We start from the raw sequence: 22,998 nt of genomic DNA, 5'->3' as shown, positions 1-22,998 counted from the left end.
CTAGTGATTGGAAAATGCCATTCTCTTTAGGTTTTGCCAACATACCGGCAGTACCACAAGTTCTTCAGTACTATGACTGGTATGGTAATTTATTCGCTAGTACATTTACACAAGTGGGTGGAACAGCACTTATTCCTTACAAAGAATATTGGACGAGTTCAGAGATCAAAGACAAATGGGCCGAAACTGTTTTCTTATTCATTGAGAGGTCTGTACAATGGGGATCAGGACAGTATAAAAGTGCTATGGGCAACTACCGCGTTCGCCCCTTCGTGAAGTATTAATCTCAGCGTAGGGGTACGACGGACCCAAATTGGTGATGGGAAGCTGGCGTATCCCTACGACGGGCCGAAAACGGTAAAAAGAACGCGGCGTAGGGGTACGCGAGGCAGAAATCAGTGCCGGGAACCCGTCGTACCTCTACGACGAGCCGAAGACAGCAATTTGGAGCCGTCGTACTCCTACGCCGACCTCAAAACAAAGAAAACGACCTTTCAAACCTTTTATAAACTACAAATATTAACTTCCTAAACAACAAAACTATGAAATTAAAAGATTTTATGAGGAGTCGACTCCAAAACATGGAGCATTTTCAGTTTGCTGGGCGCGTGCTGCAGCTTTGTACCGAGCGAATGTGCCAAAACTAACGGCGGTGTTGGCCCCGCTTAAGGCCGCTGTAGATAAGGAGGATTTGGCACTCAACCAGCCCCGCGTGCTCGACGGCACCGAAGAGCTCGAGTTGCTCGACAACGCGCGCGATAATGCTTATTATGCCTTGAGCCTGCTCGTCGAAATGCAGAAACGAAGCGAGGATAAGGCCACCATCGCGGCCGCCAAAGTGCTGGCCGAAGTGATGAGCCGCTATCCGCGCGCTGCTGCCGAAAACTACGATAAGGAGACGGGCATGATCAAAAACTTGATAACTGATCTCAACGCCGCGCCCGCCGCCGCTGCCGTTACTAAATTAGGCGCGCTGGCAGCCGTTCGCCGATTAGATCGCACGAATAAAGAGTTTGACACGCGCTTCCACACCCGTATCAAAGCCGGCTCAGCATCGCTCGACGTAAAAGAACTTCGCACGGCTGTCGATCGTGCTCTTGATGCCGTCTTGCTGCGCATCAACTCGCTCAACGATCTTGAACCGTCGGCCCCGATTACCAACTTATCGAGCAATACAACACATTAGTGACCAATCGGCAAACATTGTTGAGCGGTCGCGTTGCCACGAACAAGGCACGGACCGAGAAACAACTCGCCGAGCTGCGCAAAGAACTCGAGCCGCTGATCCGCCAGTTCGAAGAAGCCAACGGCATCGCCCCCAACGTTTTACAGTTCACCGGCAAAACCAAAGGAACTGGCAAGAGCAAAGCCTATGAATTGGCGTACACCACCGATCCGAAGCGGACGATGTGGGTTGTGCGCGAGAAGGATGAGCTGAAAGAAGTGAAAGGGTGAAAAGATGAATTAACCGGGGAAAGGGTGAGAAGATGGCTGGGGTAGCTTCTTTTCACCCTTTTACTTTGCTGCGGTAGGCAGACTTTTGATTTATGATTGCGCACGAGTGCAACTAATTCCTCATTTCCAAATTTGTTTATATAAATGTTTCTTTGTATCTTTGTGCCCCTTTTATAAAGGAATAATAAGGTACTAGATCACTTTGGGGGATAAAAGATAATGAGACAATTAAAGATTCAGAAGAGCATAACCAATCGTTCGAGTGAGGCTCTTGACAAGTATCTTGTGGAGATCGGACGCGAGCCGTTGGTCGGTATTGAGGAAGAGATTGAGCTGGCGCAGGCTATCCGTAAGGGTGGAGCCGCAGGCGAACGAGCGAAAGAGAAACTGGTGAAGGCCAATCTTCGTTTTGTGGTTTCTGTTGCTAAGCAGTATCAACATCAAGGACTCTCGCTCACGGATCTCATCGACGAAGGGAATATCGGGCTGGTGAAGGCTGCCGAGAAGTTTGATGAGACGCGCGGCTTCAAATTTATTTCTTATGCCGTTTGGTGGATTCGGCAAAGCATTTTGCAGGCTATTGCCGAGCAAAGTCGCATTGTTCGTTTGCCGTTAAATCAAGTTGGGGCACTCTCGAAGATCAATAGTGAGATCAGCAAGTTTGAACAAGAGCACATGCGCAAGCCTTCGGTGAGCGAGCTGGCAGCGATTACGAATATCGATGAAGAGAAGATCGAGCAGAGCATCAAGGCCGACAATCATCACATGAGCATTGATGCGCCTTTTCAGGAAGGCGACGACAACAGTATGGCCGACGTCATGGAGTCGGACGATGACAGCAGGGCCGATCGCTTGGTTGACTTTGAATCGATGGCGCAGGAACTTAACAATGTGCTTCGCAAGGTGCTTAAAGAGCGCGAAGTGATTATTCTTCGCGAGTGTTTCGGCATCGGATGTCATGAGAAAGGGCTTGAAGAGATCGGCAGCGAACTTGGATTGACGCGCGAGCGAGTGCGTCAGATTCGTGAACGGAGCATTCTCAAGGTTCGTGAAAGCGGTTATGCCCATGTGTTGACGAAGTATTTGGGATAGGCATTGGTGCTAAGTTAGCTTGTAATTAACCGCTGTTTATAACGCGACTAACCGTTATTTGCACTGCGTTTGATCATTAAACGCGTCGCAAGTAACGGTTAGTCGTTTTCGTGTTTGTATCTGTCGGATCACAGGTCGACAGAGAGTCGTTTTGCTTAGACCACTCTTTTCCCGCGTAAATAAACCTTTTCGATGATAGGAGTTGTATAAGCGTAAGGAATGAAATCGATGCCGGGAATGGGATGGGTGATGATGAAACTGGCAGTATAACCGATGTCTAACGAGCCGAATGTGCTGCTTTCGCCCATTGCATAAGCCGAGTTGATGGTAGCAGCATTGATGGCTTCGGCTGGCATTAGCCGCATTTTGATGCACGAAAGCGATATGATGAACTTCATATCTCCCGATGGTGTGGAGCCCGGATTATAGTCGCTGGCCACTGCTATGCCTAAACCCGCATCGAGCATAGCACGTGCCGGGGCAAAGGGTAGGTTCAAAAAGAACGACGTTCCAGGCAGACACGTGGGCATCGTGGAGCTTCCTTGTAGCGTTGCAATGCCTCGTTTGTCCATACTTTCGAGGTGATCTACCGAGAGTGCGGCGTGTTCTACGCCCACCGCTACGCCTCCCGAAGGAGCCAATTCTTCTGCGTGAATCTTGGGAAGAAGCCCCCATCGGCGCCCGCTTCTAATATTCGGGCTGTCTCTTCGACGGTGAAGAACCCCTCATCGCAGAACACATCGATGTACTTTGCAAGCTGTTGGCGCCCCACTTCGGGAATCATCTCTTCGATCAACATATCTACATACGCACTCTGTCGGCCCGAATAGGCACGGCTCACGGCGTGGGCACCAAGGAAAGTAGGCACAACCTGAATGGCTGACGACTGGCCGATGCGGCGTATGACACGTAACATTTTCAGCTCATCGGCCGTGTTCAGTCCGTAGCCCGACTTGATTTCGATGCATCCGGTGCCCTTGCTGATCACTTCGTTTACACGTACCATCGCCTGCTCGAACAGTTCGTCTTCGCCCATCTCGTGTAGTTGGTCGGCCGAATTGAGGATTCCGCCACCGCGACGGGCTATTTCTGCGTAGCTCAATCCGCGTATTTTGTCGACAAATTCGCCCTCGCGACTGCCTGCATAAACGATGTGTGTGTGAGAGTCGCACCACGTAGGGAGCACTGTTCCGCCCTTGGCGTCTTCAACAGTGATGCTCTCCGGCAAGTCGATTTTCGACAGCTCGTCCATCAAGCCGTAGTCTTTCACCTTATCGTCGTCCACAAGGAGGTAAGCGTTTTGCAAGGTTTCAAGCTCTTGCATTTCTTTTCCTTGCAGGCGCAGACGACCTTTTCGCCTGATGCCTGCAAGGATTCCGATGTTAGTTATTAATAAATTCATCTTCCAAGAATTGAACAGAGGCAGCGATTAAGGGGTACATCACGGTGTCGTCTGCAACGAAAGGAACTACCCGTCGATAGTCGGCGAAGATCTTTTCGATGGCCGGCGACGATTTCATCGGGCGTCGGAATTCTAATGCTTGAGCTGCATTGAAAAGCTCGATGGCCAATACCCGCTCAGTGTTCTGTACCACTTTCCACAGCTTGGTGGCCGCATTTGCCCCCATACTCACGTGATCTTCTTGCCCCTGACTTGATGGAATGCTGTCTACGGAAGCCGGTGTACTGAGCTGTTTACTAAGACTTACCAACGAGGCTGCCGTGTATTGGGGAATCATAAAGCCGCTGTTCACGCCGGGATTGGCCACGAGGAAGCTCGGCAAACCGCGTGTTCCCGATACTAATTTATATATTCTGCGCTCGGAGATATTGCTGAGTTCGGTTAGTGCAATGGCTAAGAAGTCCATCGGTTGAGCGATAGGCTCGCCGTGGAAGTTGCCCGATGAGATGATAATGTCTTCTTCGGGAACCACCGTCGGATTATCGGTTGCTGCATTGATTTCTACTTCCAAGACCGATTTTACATACTGATAGGTGTCTTTGCAGGCTCCGTGTACTTGCGGAATGCAACGGAACGAATAGGGATCTTGCACATAAGGTTTGGCGAGTTGGCCTATTTCGCTGCCTTCCAAAAGCGTTCTCATCCGCTCGGCTGTATCCATTTGGCCGCGATGGGGCCTTACCCGATGGACAGCTGGCGTGAAAGGCTCTACCAATCCTTGGTAAGCGTCAAGCGACATAGCTGCTATGCGGTCGGCCCAATCAAGCATTTTACCTGCCCAAATCAATGCCCATATGCCGAAAGCGGCCATATTCTGCGTGCCGTTGAGCAGTGCTAAACCTTCTTTCGAGCCCAATTCAATGGGCTTCCAATTGAATTTCTGACAGAGTTCGGCACCTGTTATCACTTTGCTTGGTATTCTACCTCGCCCAATCCGAGTAAAGGCAAACTGAGATGGGCCAGCGGAACGAGGTCGCCCGACGCTCCGAGCGACCCTTGGCGATAGATAATGGGGTAGACATCGTTATTGAAAAAGTCGACGAGTCGCTGCACGGTGTCGAGCTTTGAGCCTGAATACCCATAGCTGATTGACTGTATTTTGAGCAGCATCATTATCTTGACGATCTCGTTGGGCATACGTTCGCCCGTGCCGCAAGCGTGCGACATTACCAAGTTTTTCTGTAACTGAGACAGCTGGTCGGCATCGATCGAGATGTGGCAAAGCGATCCGAAGCCCGTGGTTACACCGTAAATGGGGCGGTTGCTTACGTTCATCTTGCTGTCTAAATATTCCCGACACTTCACGATTCGTGCTTTGGCGTCATCGCTCAGTTCGATTTTGTAACCGCGGGTAATGATTTCATCGATCTTCTCTATCGTGAGATGATCGGCACTGATTTGATGAATCTTCATTCGAAAGTTTGTTTGATAAGTTCTGTTGGTAGTTGACAAGAAATCGGATTGACAAATAGTTGGGGCCTTATAATGACTTAGATAATCCCTTTTTCCCCTTGTTCACCGGTCTACTCGTTCACTTGTCAACTACTCAACTCTTAAAAAATGGGTTAAAATAAATTGTTAATGAGATTATCGTCTACCAAGTTCGGCAGGGTAACTTGCAGCTCGGGCGTGCGTGCCATTTCGCGTTTGATGGCGTCGATCGACCCCGAATTGCGTGCCCATGACCGTCGGCTGATGCCGTTGTTGACGTCCCAGAAGAGCATACTCTTGATGTGTCGGGCTGCATCGGGGCTTCCGTCGACCACCATTCCGAATCCGCCGTTGATCACTTCGCCCCAACCTACGCCGCCGCCATTATGTATTGACACCCACGTTGCACCTCGGAAAGCATCTCCGATGACGTTTTGGATGGCCATATCTGCGCAGAATTGCGAGCCGTCATAGATGTTGGAGGTCTCCCGGAAAGGTGAATCCGTACCCGAAACATCGTGATGATCGCGACCGAGAACTACCGGACCGCGAAGCTCTCCACGCTTAACGGCGTCGTTGAAAGCCAATGCTATCCGGGTGCGTCCTACTGAATCGGCATACAAAATGCGTGCCTGCGAACCCACGACGAGATGATTTCGTCCGGCTTCTTTAATCCAATGGATATTGTCTTCGAGCTGACCGGCGATGTCGGGTGTGGCATTGCGCAGTTCGTCTTCGAGCACTTCGGTGGCCAAACGGTCGGTAATTTCCAAATCGTGAGGGTCTTCCGAGGCGCAGACCCATCTGAAAGGACCGAACCCATAATCAAAAAACAGCGGTCCCATAATGTCTTGCACGTAAGAGGGATAGCGGAATTTGCCGTCCGAAAGCATAATATCCGCACCCGCTCTGCTGGCTTGAAGCAGGAATGCATTGCCGTAATCGAAGAAATACATACCGTCGGCTGCAAGTCGGTTGATTGCTTTCACCTGCCGACGAAGCGATTCTTGTACTCGATTTTTAAACTCTTCGGGGTCGTCGGCCATCATTTTGTTGGCCGATTCGAATGTCATCCCGACGGGATAATATCCTCCCGCCCATGGGTTATGTAGTGAAGTCTGATCACTTCCGAGGTCGACGTGGATGCCTTCTGCTGCCAAACGCTCCCAAAGATCGACTACATTGCCAACGTAAGCCATAGACACAGCTTTGCGTTCGGCTACATATCGGCGGATGGCCGGTATCAGTTCGTCGAGGTTTTCGTGCAGTTCGTCTACCCAACCTTGGTCGAAGCGCTTGCGCGCAGCCATCGGATTGATCTCTGCCGTGACACTAACCACGCCGGCAATGTTACCTGCTTTGGGTTGTGCTCCTGACATTCCGCCGAGTCCCGAAGATACAAACAGCATCCCGTGAATATCCTTTTGACCCGGTTTTAACTGTTTGCGGGCTGCATTGAGCACTGTAATTGTTGTGCCGTGAACGATTCCCTGCGGACCGATATACATATAAGAGCCCGCTGTCATTTGTCCGTACTGGCTCACTCCGAGTGCATTGTCACGCTCCCAATCATCTGGTCGTGAGTAGTTTGGTATCACCATACCGTTTGTTACGACAACTCTCGGCGCGTCTTTATGTGATGGAAAGAGTCCCAAAGGATGTCCGGAGTACATTACCAGGGTCTGTTCGTCGGTCATTTTACTAAGGTATTGCATCGTAAGTCGATACTGTGCCCAGTTCTGAAACACAGCTCCGTTGCCACCGTAAGTGATAAGTTCGTGCGGGTGTTGGGCCACCCGGGGATCCAAATTGTTCTGAATCATCATCATAATGGCCGCAGCCTGCGCAGAATGATGAGGATATTCGTTCACCGGACGGGCATACATCGCATAAGTCGGACGATACCGATACATATAGATTCGGCCGTAACGACGAAGCTCTTCGGCAAATTCGGGCGCCAGTTCGGCGTGCAGTTGCTTGGGGAAATACCGCAAAGCATTGCGTAGGGCGAGCCGTTTTTCCTCCTCATTTAATATGTCTTTGCGTTTCGGTGCGTGACTGACCGAGGTGTCATACGGTTGCAATGGAGGTAGTTCTACGGGTATTCCACCCGTGATATCGTTGATAAATTCTTGTTGTGTCATAGTGGTTCGTGATGTATTATAGTTTGCTTTCCACGATATTCATAATCTCTTTCTCTGCCTCGTTGGCTTTAGCAATCAGTTGGTTAGCCTCTGCTATGAGTCTGTCTGCCGTCTCGCGGTCTTTCAATCCGCCTGCGTTGATCTTGACATTAAGGCCCGCCCCGAGTACGGCAGCACGTGCGGCAAGAGCGCCGACACCGACATCCGACACGCTGTTGGGGTTTCCTTCCTCGGCCATTGCACGACAGATGTCGAATGTGCAATAAGCAGCCTGCATTGTATGCAGTGGTACTTGTGTGGCGTAAAGCGTGGCTTCCTGAATAGCTTTGCTGCGAGCCGCCTTATCTTCGGCCGTTTGTTTGGGTAGGGCGAACGCCGACATAATGCGGTTGAAAGCCTCGGTATCTTCGTCGACAAGTTCTAATAGCTCTGCGATTTGTTCCTGGCCGCGGTCTGCCCAACGGCTGAATTTCTCCCATTGCGCATCCCATCCGCGTTTGTGAGACGACAGATTGGCCACCATCGTACCCAAAGCGGCAGCCAAAGCGCCCATATATGCGGCGATGGTTCCACCTCCCGGAGCCGGCGATTCACGTGAAGTCTCCTCGGCAAAGTGTTTTACGGTGAGGTCGATCAGGCGCGATTGCTTGTCGATATCCTCCAAAAGGAACTCTATTACCTTCTCTCTTGGGTTGAAAGGTTTAAGATCCGACAGGCCCATCGAGCGTATAGCGATGTCAATGATATCTGTTTCGGGGATGCCGATAGAGCATTGTTGTTTTTCAAGAAAATACTTGCCGGCCTCGATCAGTGTGCGCTTCGGGATGAGCCCCACGATTTCGGTGCCCGTGATTCGCACGCCTCGGTTTTGCGCACAACGGCAAACCTCGTCGAATGCCACGTGCAACGGTGTGGCGTTTATATCGGTGATATTCATCGAAACCTGTGCAATCTTATATTCATCGATATACCAACCGATAGCCTTCGTGCCTTTGAGTGTGCCCGGTTGCATTACGGGCTGTCCCTGTTCGTCGGTTTTTATCTTGCCCGTCAATGCGTCTCCCTCGCGTAAAGGACGGCCTTTTTCGCGTACGTCGAAGGCTATGGCGTTGGCGCGACGCGTGGAAGTGGAATTGAGATTGAAGTTGGTGGCGATGAGAAAGTTGCGTGCTCCGACGGCCGTACAGCCCGTTCGGGCCAGCTTCTCATCATAAGGGCGCGCCCCGAAGTCGGGTTCTTTACCCGGCGTATTGACCTTTTCGGGCAGTGCTTCGTATTCGCCTTTTCGGCAAACGGCCAAATTCCGGCGTTCGGGTGTGCGTGCAGCGGCTTCGTAACAGTAGGTGGGTATACCGAGATTGTCGGCAATGCGCTGTGCCAAACGGCGTGCCAAGTCGGCGCATTCGTCCAGAGTGATATTTGAAACGGGTATCAGCGGCAGCACGTCTGTGGCTCCCATACGCGGATGAGCACCGTGATGCAGGCGCATATCGATGATCTGCGAGGCTTTCTCTACGGCCAGATAAGCCGCCTCTATTACGTCTTCGGGACTCCCGACAAAGGTTACCACGGTACGGTTGGTGGCCTCGCCCGGGTCGACATCTAACAGCTTGATGCCTTTTGAACGCTCGATGATGTCGGTAATCTGCTTGATTACTTCCGGATTTCGACCTTCGCTGAAATTCGGAACGCACTCGACGATTTGTTTTTCTTTTTTCATATTATGATTGTTTAGTTTGTAGTTAACGTTTGATATACAGTCGCAAAATTAGTAAGGTTTATCTGATTCAACAATCTTTAATCTGAAAATCATCCGTAGATTTTATTCTTTTAACAGTCAATATATTATAAGGTGGGGCGCAGCAATGCGCCGTTTGTCCTAACGGCAGGCATCGTTTCATCATGCGTTGTGCATTGATGAGCAAACGAGTGTGGTTGGTTGCCTTTCAACCATGCACACCTTTCAGTGATCATTTGTTGATTCAGCACGCACGATTGACACTCGGTCACACTGCAAGATGATTTCTAAAACGTATCTAATTGAGAAAGAAGAAGTTACCTTTTGACACAAACTAAACAGGTAACGATTTGGAAACGAGCGAAGTGCTTTCTGTCGCATGTTTCTGCATCAACAAAGAACGCTTGTTATTCTATTTGCAAAGGTAATCATTTGCTTTGAATAACAAGCGTTTTTGATAAGAATTTCGTTCATTCGCGTCATTATTGAGCTTTTTGGTGATTAAAATAGAGAAGAGCTAGCTTTTATATACCTCTTCCTCTTTTCTTCTTTTTCTTGGCTTGGCTTCTGAGTTTTCGTTGCCAAGCCATCTCTGCATAATCATCACCGTGTGTCTGTGGATTAATAAGTCCACCTGCCCCCGAAATCATTTCTTCGGCTGCATTCAAGGCAGTGCTTGCTACATTTCCTACGGCTTGTGCAATGGCTGAACTTTCGTTTGTTTTTGTAGGCGGTATGTATGAACGACTGGGAGGAACAAGTTGATAGCCTGTGTCTGATTGAACTTTATTCTTTGTAGTCTTGTCTGCTATTGTGTGAGCTTTTGTTATCGTCTCCTTTGTCTCGGCTTTATTGGCTACTTCAAAGTTCTTTTGCAAAGAGTGGTATCCGAACTCTCTGCCGATTTCGGAAGCCTTGAAAGTCTGGCCACAGTAGGAGAACTTCAAACCATATACTTTGCCCTGCTTATTCTTCATGCGCTCTATGGTAATGTTGTTCTTATTCAATTCGTAGAGAAACATGGAGTGCCCTGATATGCCACCGCCTTTATTTTTGTCCAACAAGGCATAACAGATTTGCTGTAATTCTTTCTTTGTTTGCTCTCTCGTCGGATTGGATTTTGCTTTTTGATACATCCTTTCAGCCTTTACTTCCTTTGCAATGGTCAAACCTTTCGAGCGGCTTATTTCCTCCGCCACTCTTGCTGCCCTGTTGCTCACAAAGGTAGTATCATAGACGTCTCCATACAGGCTGATGCGGTTGACAATGATATGGATGTGTCTGTTATCGGTATCCTTGTGCGTTACCGCTACCCATTGGTGGTTGTCAAGTCCCATTTGTTTGGCAAACAGATGGGCTATCCTCATAAGTTCAGATACGGGCAGTTCCTTCTCGTCTTGTGGTGCGATACCGATTTCAATGCGGAGGAACCTATTCCTGCATCGTGTGCTGTAATCGCTGACCATCTTCATTTCTTCGTAGATATCCTTCGACTCTCTGCTGCAAAGATTATGGAAGGCAAGCCGACTACCGAGCTTGCCCTCTCTGAAAATATAGTCTAAAGCCGTGCTGCCGTGCGCTATCGCCTTACACTTTCCTATCATCTCTTGTCATATTTAAGACCTTATATATCTCATCGTCCATACGAAAATGAGGGTCGTAAAATCGCTTAAATGCCTCTTTGGCACATAAGGAAAGGTTATGTGTGATATGTACCCATCTCTCATCTTTCACTTTGATGAGGTTGGAAATCTGCCCATAGAACTTTCCCGTATGCTGGAGTATGGCAATGGCTTCCCTCTCATAGTCTGTCATCTTAGGAACAGCTACCACTTCGCCATTAAGGATCATTTCACGGCAGTATTCCGAGAACTTCCGTCCCGTGCTTTCCGCCTTTGACCTAATACGCTGCTTCTCCTCTCTTGTACATCTTATCTTGATGAACTCCGTCTTGTTCATCCTCACTTCTTCCTTACCTCGTTGCTGCCACTTGGTAGTCTTTCTATTATATCTGCTCATATAAGTTTTTTTGAAAGTTAATCATTGTAGATGATTCGTTGCTTCTTAATTCCTGAATACTGACCGATGAGAACGGAGTGATTACGGTCTAACCTCCCCGACAGATGGACGAGGGGAGCAAGAGCAGTTTGTGGGTACAAACTGACGTCTTGCAATGTCAGTAATAAGGCCATTTACGCACGAGGCGTTTTGCAGTCGAAAAGTGAATGCCGTGCATTCAATACCTGCCTGCGTTTGTGAAACTCTCATCGTTCTCTTTATTCAGCAAATGTCCGTTGCTCTGTTCTCTGAAAAGGGTCGAGGGGGGTGAGTGGAAAGTTGTCCCTTTCCTGAAAGCCCTCGACCTTTTTCCTGTAAATCATAGCTTCCTCCATTTCTCTATATCCTCACCGTATTCTTCCAGATGGAGGCGCACGATGTTCTCCACGAAACTTGAAAGGTTGCTGTCCCTATCGCCCAACCTGCGTACGATGAAGTCGGCACGCTCCTGTGTCTCCCTGCTCAGATAGACCGCCTTTCGGTTGCTCAGTTTTGTTGGAACAAGGTAGGCTTGCTTGTAGGCTTCGAGCGTTTCCCTTCTCATCTTGGTACTGATACGCCTTTGAACGGGCATATTCTCTGTGTTCCGTGCAGGGTCTGAGTGCATGGTATTCTCTGAGTTCTGTTCATCCGAGGAATGAACGAGTTTAGCTCTCCTTGCCCGAAGCTCAGCAATGATATGTTCAGACGGACTTTCAATTTGATTCAGTCCTAAATATTGTTTGGCGGAATGGATAGTATTCTCCATTCCCTCGTTACTGACAGTTTTCTTTTCCATGTTTTTATCTCATTTTATGTTTGACTTGTTTTGCCTTTATAGATGTATCTTGTATCTGTCCTTGTCGTATCTGCTTCTCACGCACTCTGTAAACATGATACTCGTTGAGGTCCTTGAAGTTTCTGTAATACACGGACATATCCTCCACATTGATACCTGTTCTGATAAAATCATTGGTACCTCTCCGTCCTGCTTCATCATTGTCAAGGAAGGTACGGATATGCGTTAGGTTGTGGTCATTCAGATATCGAATAGCCCTTGCCACATTGCTTACCGAGTTTAGCACAAGACAGACACTCGTTATTTCTTCTTTCATTGAAAGGAAAGAAAAAAAATCCATAAAGCCCTCAAACACGCATACGGGCAATGTATTGTCTATTGCGTGTTCTGTTTGTTTATCCGTGAATACGGGAGTAATGTCCTTCGGTGCTATTGTTCCCTTGAACGTGCCATTGTCCCGAAGTTCATACCCACCTGACGGATTGGCAAAGTCGATGGCTTGGTAGCGTTGTCTTCTTACCTCATAGCTGATACATTTGAGAAACGGCATAGCCTTTTCCAAATCAATGCAGCGTTCTTTCGTGAGGTATTTTTGCAAATGTGGCGGCAGGGTGTCTGATATGCCTATAAGTTTTCTTGCCTCATTTACAGGAACCACAGGTTTGTGACTTTCCGGCATAGAGTTGTCTGTATTATGAGGGCAGTACGCTATATCAAAGGAAGCGGTCTGCCCTAAGTGGCGGATGGCTTCCGGCAACGTGCAGCCCTCCAAACGCATACAGAGGTCGATAATGCTTCCGCCCCTGCCTTCGGTATAGTCTATCCAAAGGTTCTTCTGTATGTCCACCTTGAAACTCGGATGCGTTTCCGCCCTCAGCGGTGATCGGTACAGGGCATAGGCAGGTGTCCTGCGTACAGGCTTGATGCCTTTCCTTTCAAGATACTCCACAATGGGGTATCGCTTGATGAGTAATAAATCTTCTTCTTTCATTGTGATATGTTTTAATTGAAGTGATTGAATAATTTTTGCTTGAATGACAATGGTGTGTTTGAATGATATTTGAATGATTATTGAAAGAAATTCTCTTTTCCCAAGTTTTTCCCTCCAAACTTTTTCATCTTTCTTCTTACTACATACTATTCTGACATAAGTGGTTGATTTCCAATATTGTTTTGTAGTACCAAATCATACTACCAACCTACTACATGCGCCTACTACATTTGGCTACTGCAATAACTTGGCAAAGGACAAGGCAGAATCTTCCTTACCTTGTACACATATATCGGACTGCCGTCCTCACGCCGCTTGCTCACTTTCTCAAAGTCTGCCTTTTTAAGGGCTTCTCCCATACGTTTGGAAGTCAGGGGCTGCCGTGTATAGATATCCAGATAGGTAAGGATTTCCGTAGTGGTCATATAGGAGCAACGGGGATTATCATCAGTCGGTTTCTCGAAGCAGCGCAACAGAAGTTCCGTTTCTACGGTCTGCACTTGGAATACCTCGCTCTCTTTGTAAAGCTCTGCTATCTCATCATCGTCAAACCAATAGTGGAAACCTGCGTTTAGCAGGGCTTTGGCTTCCGTATAGACGTTATCCATTGAGATTGCCTTTGCTCTGTTGATGTCAATAGACAATACTTCAAAGGGCAAGAAACGTCTGCTGCCTGTCGGGTCAGTAAGGAAATCGTTGCCGTTCACCGATGCCACGAAACTTGCCAAGTGGGGATGTTCCTCCACATACTTGTCGTAGGGTATGCGGTATTTGACCATTGGGCAGGTAATGAGGTTCTTCAGTTCATTCTCGTCCCTCTTGTTGAGGGCCTTGAGCTGGTCGTCGGTGTTCACGATGAGGTTCTGCCCGATATAGATGAGCGTATCCTTCTCCTGCGGATATATCTTTCCCGTGTAGCTGTAACCGTGCAGTGCCGGCGGACAGAGCAAATCCAAAAACATGGTTTTGAACTTTCCCTGCTCGCCTGTCAGCACGAGGCAGGTGTGGTTACGGCACTCACGGTCGTCCATAGCATTGGCAACTACTGCCACGAGCCATTTGGTGAGATATGGCAGCCATTTTTCATGATTGCGCACCACAACGCAACTTGCCAGTTCGGGAATGGCTTTCAGTGAAAGAGAGGAGATATTACTATTACCTTCATCACAGCCTATATCCACCAATGGCAATGCCTTGAAATACTCCTGTATGGGATTGATGCGTGGAGAGAAACTGCTCTCGATGATGGAGTACAGGTTATCCGATGAGGTTATTATCCCGATGTCATTGTCTATCTCCCTGCGGAGCGTATTGATTTCATAGCGACCCACCTTTGAGAAGTGAGCATCATTCTTGCTACGATATTCGGTTCTTCCCAATACCGTATTGTATCTGAACTCGTAGTGAGTGGAGAGATAGGCTTCTATCTCCGAGTTCTTGGAAAACTTCCTTCTTGTATGAAGTTCGCTGTTTCCGCCCTCAGATTTGCCTTTATCTGCATTCTTCTTCATTATATGATTGGTTTGGTTTCTGAGAGTGAAGTTATGAAGAGAACAGGAAAGTGCCAAGCATTCGGAGAGTGCTTGCATAATATTGCGCACATTGGCAATGAATTTCTCACGGATTTCAGGTAGGAAACTGTCGGAAAGCATGGATTTAAGCCCCAAACAAGAGGACAAGTATAGAAATGATGCAAGAAAGGAATGTGTTTATTTGCTCCAATCCGAATAGCATTGCGTCAGATAAAACGGATATGATAAAATGGAGTATGGAGGCAAAGAAAGAGAGCGACAATCCTTTTGTCTTTTCCTTGTTTTTCCCTGTATTTCCTTGCTGCTCTCTCGTGCTTTGAAGTATGGCAAACACATCATACTTTTGCAGGCAGAAACGTGCATTAAGGCGCAATACAAAAAGGAATTACAAACAAAACAACAATAAAATTATGGGATATTTTATCATTACGGATTCAAACTGGGCAAAGCTGAGGAACGAGATACTCAGCCTTGCCGAGACCTGCCACAAGGCATTCGGGGAACAAAGCAGGCATACCGATTGGCTGCACAACGGGGATGTGTGCAGGCTGCTCAACATCAGCAAGCGTACCTTACAGCACTATCGTGATACGGGTGTCTTGCCCTTTGCCCAAATCGGGCATAAGTGCTACTACAAGCGTGAGGATGTAGAATGGCTGTTACAGACAAAATCGGAGAAATCAAAAACAGACAAATAAAAGAACGAGAAATAAGACAAGAGAACGATGGAACAGGTAAGGGACTTAAACATGGAGGCTGACGACATGCAGGTGGTGCTGTCCGCTATCAGCAGTGTAAGTAGAAGGATAAAGGAAGTAGCACAAACCCACAAACCGCTGTTTGGTGGAGAACATTTCCTAACGGGCAAGGAGGTGTGCGAGCGGCTGTATATCAGCCCCCGCACCTTGCAGGACTATCGGGACAGGAGGATTATCCCCTACACGCAGTTTGCAGGGAAGATACTCTATAAGGTGTCAGATTTAGAGAGAATGCTAAAAAATAGCTACAGGGAAAAAGATAAGATGAGGTTGAAATATTGACAATGCCACATAGCACTTGAGTTGATATATACCAGCCCAAGTGCCATGGTATTGAATAGATACTTATATCTACATCTTTAATTTTCAGGTAAACCTACTTCTGGATTGAATGTTACAAAGACTTTTTTATTCTGGGCAATATTTACCTGTCCATTATATGCAATATTAGATTCATCATATTTCATGTTTGGTCTGGCATAGTACACTTTCAGGTTATAATTACCAGATGTCAATTTGCTAATCTTAAAATTAACGTCTATTTGCAAATACAATCGGCCAGTGCATCAAGGACATTATGGTACACGATAAGGGTTATCTGATTATCTTGATTAGCAATATTCACATAAATCTTTCTTACGGAACAGTTGGCTTTCAAACCTTCCAGTAGACACTGAGCTATACCGTCTTTGTCCAACTCTATACTTAATTTTGCTGGAATAGCATTGTTTTCTGCATAGAAGTCAGGACGTGTATCTGTCGGAGAGATGCTTAATTTACAATTAGAATTTGTAACATCATAAATTCTTAATGGCTCAAGAGCTACCTTCTCTGAGGAACATGCAGATAATCCACAGAAAAGGATTAGGCTGTAAAATACTTTTTTCATAATTACAAGGATTTTATATGTTGATATTTATATAAACGCAATTACAAGTTATTTCTTGCTTATATTATTACGTATTTCTGTTTACTATTCAATCAACTTCCCGTGTTTTTTGAGTATTGAGAGAAACTCTCCCCATTCTGCCGCTCTTTTTTCTTTTGCTTTTTGAATGGCCTTGTTCTCTTTAACATATTGACTATTGTCCTCAATATTGCGTGGGTAACAGTCACTCAGATAAAACTTGCCAGATTCTGAAACTAATGATAAGTCTGTGAAGATTTGACTATTGAAAGATGACACAAACGTTGAGATATGGAGTAGAACCTTACCATACGAATGTATTTCTATGTTACGATAAATGGGAAAGAGCAGACTTGTCGGCTCAAAATCTTGAAAAATAATCTCACGGGTCTGCGCGTTGAAAGACTTGATGTTGTCAAGTGTAAAGAGATAGGGGCTTGAAGCGGCTCTTGTCATTCGGGCTGTCCCTATAGCAAACAATTCCGTTTTCGATGCTTGCACTGTGGGAGTTGAAGCAGACTCATCTTCATTGCTGCAACCAATAAACAGCAACGAGAAGATGAACGCCTGTAATACACAAAAATACCTTTTCATAATTTGTTGGATTTAATTAGTTATTATAATATGTGGTCGTCAATTATGTTCATATACTTCTTTATTTCTGCCATTATGGAATAAACATGCTTAACACTTTCCAAGCAAAAGGCATGATTATCCTCGCCTCTGTTTTCAACCATATCGGCAAACGCTTGAATCTCCGAGAAGAACCCTTGTGACACAATCTGGTTATTCCCAACCGTTGGTACAAAACCATTCCTTCCGTATAGGCTGACAACGGTTGCATTATTTTGGAAGACCTTTTCCAAAGGGATTCCCCATATAGCAGAGTGTCTTGGGGAAAAATCGAGTCTTTCCATTCTGTCCAATACATATTGTCCTTTGTCCGTACTAATACTTAATTGTTCCTGTGCATCCTGCCAAGAGTAATCTGTTGATAGTTCCAACATTCCTACTATATCTTGGTGTTCTAATATAAGGAATAAGGTCTGTCCACCATCTCTACTGAGAGTAATATCCAAACCCTTTATCTTTGCCTCTCCAAAAAGGAATGTTACATAGTCAAGAGGATGGATGAACAGGTCAAGCAAAGTATCTCCTTCAGGGTATAATCCTGTCAGATAGCGATAATGGTAATGCCGTTTGCCATCATCTTTCAATCGCTTTTTCAGAATTTGAGTGGCAGGGGCAAAACGTCTTTGCAGTCCGACAACGATATGCTGTGAGCCATATAGTTTGATAGTATCAGTCAAAGACATTAGTTCCCTTTCATCCTTACAGGGTGGCTTCTCTATGAACAAGGATTTACCTGCTTTTATAACTTCAGTTGCAATATGAAAATGTGAATGTGGATTAGCTGCCACGAAGACTCCTGAGATTGTATTATCAAGCAGGATATCTTGTAAAGAAGTTGTTCCTTTGATCCCCTTGTACTTTTGAGAAATCAGTTCAGCTTTCTTTTCAGAGGTACAGCAGATATATTTCAGTGGCAGCTGAAGATACTGTATAACGGGCAGCAGGTTGTTTGCACAATGATTGCCAAACCCCACAAGAGCATACTGCTGTGTGTAGGTATATTGCAGTTCTCTCATGCTGCGTATGCGCTTGTATCTGTCTATAATGTTATCTAAATATCCCATTTTAGCTATGCTTTTATTTGCTTGAAATGTTTCTTATAGGTGGTTTGCCTATTGCTGGTCCATTGATACTTCCATAAAACAACTCTATCAGCCGTTTGGGGATTATTCTTTCTAAATTTCTCAACAGGATAATATCGTATTTACGATGATAGTTAATCCAGCATTGATTACACGCTTTAGAGTATTGACACTGGACTTCGCAGCTCTCCTTTGAGTTGAATATCTCGTCAAGCGTGTTCTCATGTATATTTCCTAATATCACATCCAGGTTTTGGCATAAGGGAACGTCTCCATTAGAATGGATGACCAATTCACTGAAAATACTATGACACCGCAGTCTTAGTCTATTATTCTTCCACTCGTCATACAAAGCTACAAAGTCAAAGTTCTCATATGTTTGATGTATGGAAGAGGGTATCTGGCTGATGAAATCAGCATCATTGGATTCCATTAAATCTTTGGTTGTGTCAAAGAATGACATTGTGCTGTAAATGCCGATACGTACGTCGATGTTGTATTGTTGGGCACAATCTATGACATGCCTCATATCCTCAAACGAGTTCCATGGAGAAAGACAGAACATTAGGGAGATAGGCACGATGTCTTTACATGTCTCTATAACCTTAATCACCTTGTCATATCCATCTCTCCCACGCATATAGCGATAGGTTTCTCTATTGCCGTCAAGTGATATGTATAGATGTTTGGGATGATGATTCTTTACGGAAGAAATTACCTTGTCTGCAGCAAGGCAGTTGGACAGCAGCGTATAGTTGGGATGATTAGTGTCAAACCATCCTAATATCTTGTCTGCTTCGGGATGGAGAATAAACTCGCCTCCTTCCAAACCGACCATCGTGCGTTTCGTTACACATTTGCTGTTCATTATTTTGATGATGTCCTCTAAACTGAGATTTTCTATCGGTTTCTTCCAAATGGCGCAGTGCTTGCAACGTGACTGACAGCTTGTTGTGGAATATATCATCAGGGATGTGAGTTCCTTATGCTGTCTGCGTACTACATTATTGACAAATACAATTCCGTTGTGGATGTAGTCATAAATACTGTACATTCTCTCTTTTGAGTTTTGTCTTTTATTGTTAAGAGCAGAAAACTACTAAAAGACTGCACTGTATTCATGACTTTTTATTTCCCCATCTTCTCCATTTACCAAGTAAGCCGCAATCCGAATGGCACCGTTATGATGAACGGATGCTCTGTGCGGTAAGTCTCAAGGTTACTGCTATTTCTGAAGTAGTAGAACATGTTTGGTTCCAGATATAGACTGAAAGGCTTGAATAGCCTATACTGAACACCGATACCTAAGTTCACAGACCATTGATAACGTGGCTTGATGTCACCCTTTAACGTGTAGGACGAGTCAGACGTTATGATATACTTCTTATCAAGTGAACTGTGAACTGGCATCTCGAATGTCACTCCACCGGTCGTATAAGCATTGAATCGTCCCTTGCTCCATATACGATAGGTCAATCGCAATGGTATACCCACATAATCAATCTTCTGGGTCTTCAACAAGGTCGCACCATGAAACTCACTCTCAAAATCAGACTTTATTCTTGTGTAAGTCAATCCTGTTCCAAAAGTCCAATGGGAACTTAGTTGCTTGTTGAGCGACAAACTAAAGGTCTGGGGGCGGTAGTGATGCGCCTTCTCACCTAAGGAAGCGTTGCCGTCTGTTGCATTATTCAGTGCTATCCATGACATTTTTGCCCTCTCGACGGAATCCATCAGTGCATTGTTCCGAACTAAATAATTTACATAATCATCCCATGTATATAATTTGGCCGCAGCCCCACCATTAGCGTAATCTACTACTGATAGGTAGTTCAAATTGGACATGGCTCCATTTGCACCGGCATTGGATGAATAACCCAAATTGAATGTCCACGGATACTTCTTCTTATTGGCATTAGGCGAGCTACTTTCATTTAATGCCATCATTTTTTCTTTGGAAATTTGTGGAATATGTAACATAGAGTCTTCTATGCTGATACCCTTTGTAGCCAAATATTTCTCTAATGAGTCCACATAGAATGATACTGTCTGCTGTCCAGCCCCCACACTATCTGTAAATGTCCCTGAAGAATTCTTTTCAGTAGGAGCAGCTGTTTCCGCCAAAATACTACCATTATTACAGTCGATACTTGATGGGATTGAAAGTCTTGGTTGTGTTTTCTTTTGAGGGGCATTTTCCTTTTGAACCCGTTTTGAATGTCTCTTATAACTGTTTACTGCTGTTGGTTTGCTATCAGAAGTGCCAATTGTTTTATCCCTCGTTACAAAATAAATATAGATAGGTATCAGGATAGGCAGCAAGAACAGCATCCAATAGTTAATCAATATTGAACGTAACATTTTCTTTGCTCTGGACAACTGGGAAGAAGAACTGTGTGGATTGATGCCAAGCAGTTCTCCGATTTCCTTATGCGAAAGACCATCTAAAACGGAGAGTTTGAATATCTCCCTATTTCCCTCTGGCAAGGATTCTATCGCTGACAACAATAGTCCTAACTCAATATCTTTCCGTTCCCCCTTAACTTCTTCTTGAATTTCTATATCCAAGCATGATAAGGGAATGGTGTCTTTTTCTGTGCTTTGGAGATATTTTAAGGATAGATTTCTTACGATTGTTATCATCCAACCTTCCAATTTTGATTCATCCTTCAAATCTCGGATAGACATGGAGATAATGATAAAAGCATCATGCAAAATATCTTGTGCTACATTATCATCCTTTACATAATGCCGACATACACCTAAAAGTCTGTTGGCATATGTCGTATAGAGTTCTCCGAGGGCTTCCTTATCCCCATTTTTACAAGCGTCAATCTGTATCATGCTATTCGAAGCAAGGGAATATCCCTTTTTGTCTAAAGGAGTCTATTTGCCCTAAAAGACTGCACAAATTTTTGTCCGTTTTCTTTGTTTTAACTTTTTGTAACACTGAAAGAAGCTTGCAGAAGCATTATGTTATTTCAGTATATCACCTTGCAAAGGTACGAATATAATGGCAAACAGTATGTTTTCCCCGAAAGATTACCAATAGAAGTAGTATGTAGTTTTTAAGTAGTAACTGGATATTTCTCTTACTAACTACGCTACAAACCTTTCTCTTTCATCGTCTTATTCCTTAGTGTAGTTATGTAGTAAGATATAGTCGGTGAAAGAAAAAGGAAATAATACAAATAATCAGTTATCCGTATTGTCCATCAGGAATATCGGTGTTATTATGAATGCAGGTTTCTTCAATCTCTGACAGACATGTTTTCTGAATAAATACGCTTCTGTGCTGTCCAATTGAAAGGACAGCGCGATGATGATTGGAAACGGATAGAGCGGTGCATAACCTCTTAGTTGTTCGTTTGCATAAATATTTTCCTCGCCTGCCTGCCTTTCATCAGGATACAGGTTGGGAGACTTCATCAACGTTTGCAGTCTGTAATTGACTTTCATCCAAGTTACACCGAAGAACTTCACGAGTTCACTCTCCGTCATGGCAATGTCTCCGTTTCCTTTGTGGATGACCTGCATATTGCAGTCCCAATCAAAATAACTGCGATGATTGGTTACGTCTGTTTTTCTTTGGCAGTTATTGCTTGCCTTCATGCCGTTTCCTCCTTTCTGCCATTTGAACTGACAACAAACGGAAGTGTTTTTGTGTTTGTTGCTGCTTCCACATCTGCATTTGTGATATTTTTGTCCTTCGCCCTGTACTTGGCGATAAGTCTGTCCATATCCGCCGAAATCTTCTTGTCCGTTACCTGTGCATATATCTGTGTGCTGGATATTGAGGCGTGTCCCATCATTTTGGCTATGCTCTCAATGGGTATTCCTGCGCTCAGACTCATCGTACCAAATGTATGCCTTCCAACGTGGTAGGAAAGTCTTTGACGGATACCGCAAGCCTTTCCTACGATGCTCAGCTTGGTAGCCATGACACTACGGCTGCAATCACGGTGAAAGACAAGGTGGTCGCCCTTTTCTTTCACCGTCAGATGTTCCTCGCTTCTTTCCTGCTCTTTCCTACAATAGCTGATGATGGCTTCCGCTATGGGATGTAACGGTACTATGAACTCAACCTTGGTCTTCTGACGCTCCTTTCTTATATACCGCTGTCCGTCCGCTGCCGTTTGGATATGGCTGTATTCTAAACTTTCCATGTCAGCGATTGCCAACCCTGTAAAGCAGGAAAAGACAAACATCAGCCGTGCCAATTCCGATTCTCTGTCGTTCATCTTCATTGCCATCAATTTCATTATCTCGCTCTTTTGCAGAAATCGTATTTTCTTCTCCTCCTTCTCATACTTGGCGTTCTCAAAGGGATTGCAACGGATTATTCTTTGGCTCATTGCCCTAAATATCAGTCGGCTCAACCAACAAAGGTAACGGTTAATAGTCGATGCGGCATATTCACGTTTTTTCAAGAAGAAACGGAACTCCTCGAACATCTCCTCCGTGATAGCAATAATGGGTATATCCTCGTTTCCTCTGTCCTTGACAAACTCCGTGAGCATCTTGTCTGAGTAGTACAGGTTCTGATAAGTTCCTTCAGTCTTTGATTTACCTACTGACTCTTTGACGGATTGCAGTTCAGCCTTGCTCATAGCAAGAAGGATTGTCGGATAGGTGGCAATGCCCTGCAGGTGGTTCTTGATAAGTTCCACGCTTACCACTCCGTCCCTTGTCAGTAAATCTCCATAAATTCTCTCAACAAGTTTCCTGAACTCGCAGATTCTTTGGTTTGTCTTCTTGTTGGTTGTCAGTCCTTGTTTGGCGTTCCACTCTGAAGATTTGCATTCTTCGCCCGTGGTAACGGCTGTATTCTTTCCGTCAATGGTGATACGGCAGAGAATGGCGGTATTGCCGTCTGCCTTTGTTTTTTGTCTGTTAATATAGAATAATGTCTTGAATGTACTTCTCATAATTTTCTT

General features: G+C 45.5%; 17 protein-coding genes and 5 pseudogenes. 6 read left to right on the top strand and 16 right to left on the bottom strand.

The features are described 5' to 3' along the window. From JCM12259_RS17285 to JCM12259_RS07125, 4 genes and pseudogenes are all read left to right on the top strand, one after another. A pseudogene (locus tag JCM12259_RS17285) lies at positions 1 to 284 on the top strand (hypothetical protein); the annotation flags it as partial. Between the two features lie 350 nt (positions 285 to 634). Further along, positions 635 to 1,186 (top strand): DUF6261 family protein, encoded by a 552-nt coding sequence (locus JCM12259_RS15825; RefSeq protein WP_148299593.1) that lies wholly within the window; start codon positions 635 to 637, stop codon positions 1,184 to 1,186. After that, on the top strand, positions 1,186 to 1,455 hold the full coding sequence (locus JCM12259_RS15820) for a hypothetical protein (RefSeq protein WP_051559227.1): 270 nt from the start codon (positions 1,186 to 1,188) through the stop codon (positions 1,453 to 1,455). Before JCM12259_RS15825 ends, JCM12259_RS15820 begins: the two co-directional genes overlap by 1 nt. A gap of 219 nt (positions 1,456 to 1,674) precedes the next feature. Next, positions 1,675 to 2,547, top strand: coding sequence for a sigma-70 family RNA polymerase sigma factor (locus JCM12259_RS07125; protein ID WP_025065936.1), 873 nt, complete (start codon positions 1,675 to 1,677; stop codon positions 2,545 to 2,547). Between the two features lie 155 nt (positions 2,548 to 2,702). Here the strand turns inward: JCM12259_RS07125 and hutI are convergent. The 9 genes and pseudogenes from hutI to JCM12259_RS07080 form a co-directional block, all read right to left on the bottom strand. Further along, a pseudogene (gene hutI, locus JCM12259_RS14365) lies at positions 2,703 to 3,949 on the bottom strand (imidazolonepropionase). Next, positions 3,930 to 5,422: pseudogene (gene hutH / locus JCM12259_RS14360) on the bottom strand (histidine ammonia-lyase). Before hutH ends, hutI begins: the two co-directional pseudogenes overlap by 20 nt. Before the next feature lie 152 nt (positions 5,423 to 5,574). Then, the gene (gene hutU, locus JCM12259_RS07110) at positions 5,575 to 7,584 is read right to left on the bottom strand and encodes a urocanate hydratase (protein ID WP_025065935.1); all 2,010 of its coding nucleotides are present in this window, start codon (positions 7,582 to 7,584) and stop codon (positions 5,575 to 5,577) included. A 16-nt stretch (positions 7,585 to 7,600) separates the two neighbouring features. After that, the gene (gene ftcD, locus JCM12259_RS07105) at positions 7,601 to 9,304 is read right to left on the bottom strand and encodes a glutamate formimidoyltransferase (RefSeq protein WP_025065934.1); all 1,704 of its coding nucleotides are present in this window, start codon (positions 9,302 to 9,304) and stop codon (positions 7,601 to 7,603) included. Positions 9,305 to 9,846: 542 nt separating this feature from the next. Then, a complete protein-coding gene (locus tag JCM12259_RS07100; protein WP_025065933.1) occupies positions 9,847 to 10,926 on the bottom strand; it encodes a relaxase/mobilization nuclease domain-containing protein in 1,080 nt (359 codons plus the stop codon). Further along, positions 10,910 to 11,341, bottom strand: a complete 432-nt coding sequence (locus tag JCM12259_RS07095; protein WP_025065932.1) for a plasmid mobilization protein — start codon at positions 11,339 to 11,341, stop codon at positions 10,910 to 10,912. The genes JCM12259_RS07100 and JCM12259_RS07095 overlap by 17 nt, the downstream gene beginning before the upstream one ends. Before the next feature lie 358 nt (positions 11,342 to 11,699). Next, on the bottom strand, positions 11,700 to 12,158 hold the full coding sequence (locus JCM12259_RS07090) for a DUF3408 domain-containing protein (protein WP_025065931.1): 459 nt from the start codon (positions 12,156 to 12,158) through the stop codon (positions 11,700 to 11,702). A gap of 4 nt (positions 12,159 to 12,162) precedes the next feature. Then, complete coding sequence (locus JCM12259_RS07085) at positions 12,163 to 13,149, bottom strand: toprim domain-containing protein (RefSeq protein ID WP_025065930.1); 987 nt, start codon at positions 13,147 to 13,149, stop codon at positions 12,163 to 12,165. A gap of 224 nt (positions 13,150 to 13,373) precedes the next feature. Then, on the bottom strand, positions 13,374 to 14,738 hold the full coding sequence (locus tag JCM12259_RS07080) for a virulence-associated E family protein (RefSeq protein WP_025065929.1): 1,365 nt from the start codon (positions 14,736 to 14,738) through the stop codon (positions 13,374 to 13,376). 353 nt (positions 14,739 to 15,091) lie between these two features. On the opposite strand from JCM12259_RS07080, the gene JCM12259_RS07070 reads away from it, so the two are divergent. Then, positions 15,092 to 15,379 (top strand): helix-turn-helix domain-containing protein, encoded by a 288-nt coding sequence (locus tag JCM12259_RS07070; protein ID WP_007574553.1) that lies wholly within the window; start codon positions 15,092 to 15,094, stop codon positions 15,377 to 15,379. 27 nt (positions 15,380 to 15,406) lie between these two features. Next, complete coding sequence (locus tag JCM12259_RS07065; protein ID WP_025065927.1) at positions 15,407 to 15,721, top strand: helix-turn-helix domain-containing protein; 315 nt, start codon at positions 15,407 to 15,409, stop codon at positions 15,719 to 15,721. A gap of 77 nt (positions 15,722 to 15,798) precedes the next feature. On the opposite strand, the pseudogene JCM12259_RS14355 reads toward JCM12259_RS07065, so the two are convergent. From JCM12259_RS14355 to JCM12259_RS07030, 7 genes and pseudogenes are all read right to left on the bottom strand, one after another. Continuing rightward, positions 15,799 to 16,328 (bottom strand): annotated as a pseudogene (locus JCM12259_RS14355) (hypothetical protein). Positions 16,329 to 16,412: 84 nt separating this feature from the next. After that, positions 16,413 to 16,940: a hypothetical protein gene (locus JCM12259_RS07055; protein WP_007367232.1), complete on the bottom strand. Its 528-nt coding sequence runs from the start codon at positions 16,938 to 16,940 to the stop codon at positions 16,413 to 16,415. Positions 16,941 to 16,963: 23 nt separating this feature from the next. Next, positions 16,964 to 18,043, bottom strand: a complete 1,080-nt coding sequence (locus tag JCM12259_RS07050; protein ID WP_025065926.1) for a Gfo/Idh/MocA family protein — start codon at positions 18,041 to 18,043, stop codon at positions 16,964 to 16,966. Between the two features lie 5 nt (positions 18,044 to 18,048). Beyond that, a pseudogene (locus JCM12259_RS14350) lies at positions 18,049 to 19,115 on the bottom strand (radical SAM/SPASM domain-containing protein). A 95-nt stretch (positions 19,116 to 19,210) separates the two neighbouring features. Next, the gene (locus tag JCM12259_RS07040) at positions 19,211 to 20,905 is read right to left on the bottom strand and encodes a sigma-70 family RNA polymerase sigma factor (RefSeq protein WP_025065925.1); all 1,695 of its coding nucleotides are present in this window, start codon (positions 20,903 to 20,905) and stop codon (positions 19,211 to 19,213) included. A 351-nt stretch (positions 20,906 to 21,256) separates the two neighbouring features. Then, the gene (locus tag JCM12259_RS07035) at positions 21,257 to 21,673 is read right to left on the bottom strand and encodes a hypothetical protein (protein ID WP_025065924.1); all 417 of its coding nucleotides are present in this window, start codon (positions 21,671 to 21,673) and stop codon (positions 21,257 to 21,259) included. Continuing rightward, positions 21,670 to 22,989 carry a site-specific integrase gene (locus JCM12259_RS07030; RefSeq protein ID WP_025065923.1) on the bottom strand — a complete coding sequence of 440 codons (1,320 nt, stop codon included), beginning with the start codon at positions 22,987 to 22,989 and terminating at the stop codon, positions 21,670 to 21,672. Before JCM12259_RS07030 ends, JCM12259_RS07035 begins: the two co-directional genes overlap by 4 nt. Positions 22,990 to 22,998 lie beyond the last annotated feature (9 nt).

This window comes from Hoylesella enoeca JCM 12259, from assembly GCF_000613405.1.
Lineage (GTDB): Bacteria > Bacteroidota > Bacteroidia > Bacteroidales > Bacteroidaceae > Prevotella > Prevotella enoeca.
Note: the sequence above shows the minus strand (reverse complement) of the source record. Positions and strands in the feature narration are given on the sequence as shown.

Coding starts and splice junctions, on each gene's coding strand:
- JCM12259_RS07125 (WP_025065936.1), top strand. CDS start 1,675: ATGAGACAATTAAAGATTCAGAAGAGCATAACCAATCGTTCGAGTGAG.
- hutU (WP_025065935.1), bottom strand. CDS start 7,584: ATGACACAACAAGAATTTATCAACGATATCACGGGTGGAATACCCGTA.
- ftcD (WP_025065934.1), bottom strand. CDS start 9,304: ATGAAAAAAGAAAAACAAATCGTCGAGTGCGTTCCGAATTTCAGCGAA.
- JCM12259_RS07100 (WP_025065933.1), bottom strand. CDS start 10,926: ATGATAGGAAAGTGTAAGGCGATAGCGCACGGCAGCACGGCTTTAGAC.
- JCM12259_RS07095 (WP_025065932.1), bottom strand. CDS start 11,341: ATGAGCAGATATAATAGAAAGACTACCAAGTGGCAGCAACGAGGTAAG.
- JCM12259_RS07090 (WP_025065931.1), bottom strand. CDS start 12,158: ATGGAAAAGAAAACTGTCAGTAACGAGGGAATGGAGAATACTATCCAT.
- JCM12259_RS07085 (WP_025065930.1), bottom strand. CDS start 13,149: ATGAAAGAAGAAGATTTATTACTCATCAAGCGATACCCCATTGTGGAG.
- JCM12259_RS07080 (WP_025065929.1), bottom strand. CDS start 14,738: ATGCAAGCACTCTCCGAATGCTTGGCACTTTCCTGTTCTCTTCATAAC.
- JCM12259_RS07070 (WP_007574553.1), top strand. CDS start 15,092: ATGGGATATTTTATCATTACGGATTCAAACTGGGCAAAGCTGAGGAAC.
- JCM12259_RS07065 (WP_025065927.1), top strand. CDS start 15,407: ATGGAACAGGTAAGGGACTTAAACATGGAGGCTGACGACATGCAGGTG.
- JCM12259_RS07055 (WP_007367232.1), bottom strand. CDS start 16,940: ATGAAAAGGTATTTTTGTGTATTACAGGCGTTCATCTTCTCGTTGCTG.
- JCM12259_RS07050 (WP_025065926.1), bottom strand. CDS start 18,043: ATGGGATATTTAGATAACATTATAGACAGATACAAGCGCATACGCAGC.
- JCM12259_RS07040 (WP_025065925.1), bottom strand. CDS start 20,905: ATGATACAGATTGACGCTTGTAAAAATGGGGATAAGGAAGCCCTCGGA.
- JCM12259_RS07035 (WP_025065924.1), bottom strand. CDS start 21,673: ATGAAGGCAAGCAATAACTGCCAAAGAAAAACAGACGTAACCAATCAT.
- JCM12259_RS07030 (WP_025065923.1), bottom strand. CDS start 22,989: ATGAGAAGTACATTCAAGACATTATTCTATATTAACAGACAAAAAACA.